Origin of the sequence: Micromonospora sp. R77 (assembly GCF_022747945.1) — a bacterium.
In the GTDB taxonomy this organism is placed as follows: domain Bacteria; phylum Actinomycetota; class Actinomycetes; order Mycobacteriales; family Micromonosporaceae; genus Micromonospora.
Window position 1 is genome coordinate 1 of record NZ_JALDST010000016.1, and the last position, 1520, is coordinate 1520.

At 78.7% G+C, this 1520-nt stretch carries 2 protein-coding genes; one reads left to right on the top strand and one right to left on the bottom strand.

Annotation, left to right across the window (positions count from 1 at the left end):
- A partial coding sequence (locus MRQ36_RS32860; RefSeq protein WP_242801718.1) for a GNAT family N-acetyltransferase occupies positions 1 to 255 on the top strand: 255 nt, incomplete at its 5' end.
- Positions 256 to 347: 92 nt separating this feature from the next.
- Here MRQ36_RS32860 and MRQ36_RS32865 read toward each other — a convergent pair.
- A partial coding sequence (locus MRQ36_RS32865; RefSeq protein WP_242801720.1) for an NAD(P)/FAD-dependent oxidoreductase occupies positions 348 to 1520 on the bottom strand: 1173 nt, incomplete at its 5' end.

The window sequence follows — 1520 nt, forward strand, 5'->3', positions numbered from 1 at the left end:
GCGCTGGCCAGCGGGATGGCGATGCGCGTCGACGACGTCGCCGAGATCGCCGGGGTGGCCACCCTGCCGGTGGCCCGCCGCCGAGGGCTCGGCGCGGCGGTCACCGCCACCCTCGCCCACGAGCTGCGGGCGGCCGGCACCGACCTGGTCTTCCTCTCCGCCGGCAGCGAGGAGATCGCCCGGGTCTACCTGCGGGTCGGGTTCCACCGGGTCGGCACCGCCTGCATCGCCGAGCCGGCCGCCGTCATCGGCTGACCGCCCGGCGCCGCCGCTGCCGGCCACCACCGACCGCGCGGACCGCTACCGGCCCACCGACCGCTGCCGGCGGTTCGGGGGCTGCCGGCGGCTCAGGCCGGCGGCTGCCACTGGGCGGCGGCGGAGGCGGCGGTGTTGCGCAGCCGAGGGCTGATCGTGCCCAGGGCCGCGTCGCGGGCGCGCAGCGCGAGCCGCCCCCGGGTCTGCAGGACCGCCGACATCCGGCGGGTCTGCCGGACCACGGTCGCCGCGCGGGGCCGGCGCAGCCGGTCGTACGACGCGACCGCGTCGGGCAGCCGGGACTCCCTCAGCAGCGAGGCGAGGGTCGCCGCGTCCTCGAAGGCGAGGCACGCGCCCTGCCCGAGGTGCGGTGGCATGGCGTGCGCGGCGTCACCGAGCAGCACCACCCCGCCCGGCCCGACCGGGAAACCGTACGCCCGGGGCAGCGGGCGCAGCTCGCGGATCTCCTGCTGCACCAGGTCGGCCGGGTCGGTGGCGTCGAGCAGCTCGGCGATCGGCGCGGGCCAGCCGGCGAACCAGCGCTTGAGCAGGGTGAGCTGGGTCTCCGGCGGCTCCGGCCGGGGCGCGCCGGCAGCGGTGGCCACCCAGTAGATGCCGCCCCGGCTGGAGCCGCCGGCGGTGCCGCGCTCGCCCAGCGAGGCGGCCACGAACCGGTAGCCGGCACCCAGCGTCTCCCCGCCCACCGGCTGATCGGCGGGGAGCCTCGGCGCCTGGTACCAGGGGATCACCGCCCGCCAGGCGGCGCACCCGGAGCTGACCACGGTCGCCTCGGGGGCGAGCTGCCGGCGGATCTCGCTGTCGGTGCCGTCGGCGGCGACCACCAGGTCCGCCTCGATGGTGCGGCGGCCGTCACCCACGGCGGGGCGTTCCCCGGAGACCGCCCGCACGGTCCGCACGGCCACCCCGGTACGCAGTTCCACCCGGTCGCCGAGCCCGGCGATCAACGCGTCGTGCAGGTCCTCCCGGTGCACCACCACGGGCATCCGTTCGGCGGGCGTGGGACGCGGCTGCACCAGCCACTGCCCGTCGGGACGGCGGATCCCGCCGTCGGGCAGCTCGGTGGCGATCGCGTCCAGCCCGGCACCGAGGCCGAGGGCGCGCAGCGCGCGTACCCCGTTGGGCCAGAGCACGACGGCGGTCGGCTCCGGGCGGACCCGGTCGGCCCGCTCCAGGAGCGTGACCTGCCAGCCCGAGCGGGCCAGCGCGCCGGCTACCGCCAGGCCACCGAGGCCGGCGCCGACCAC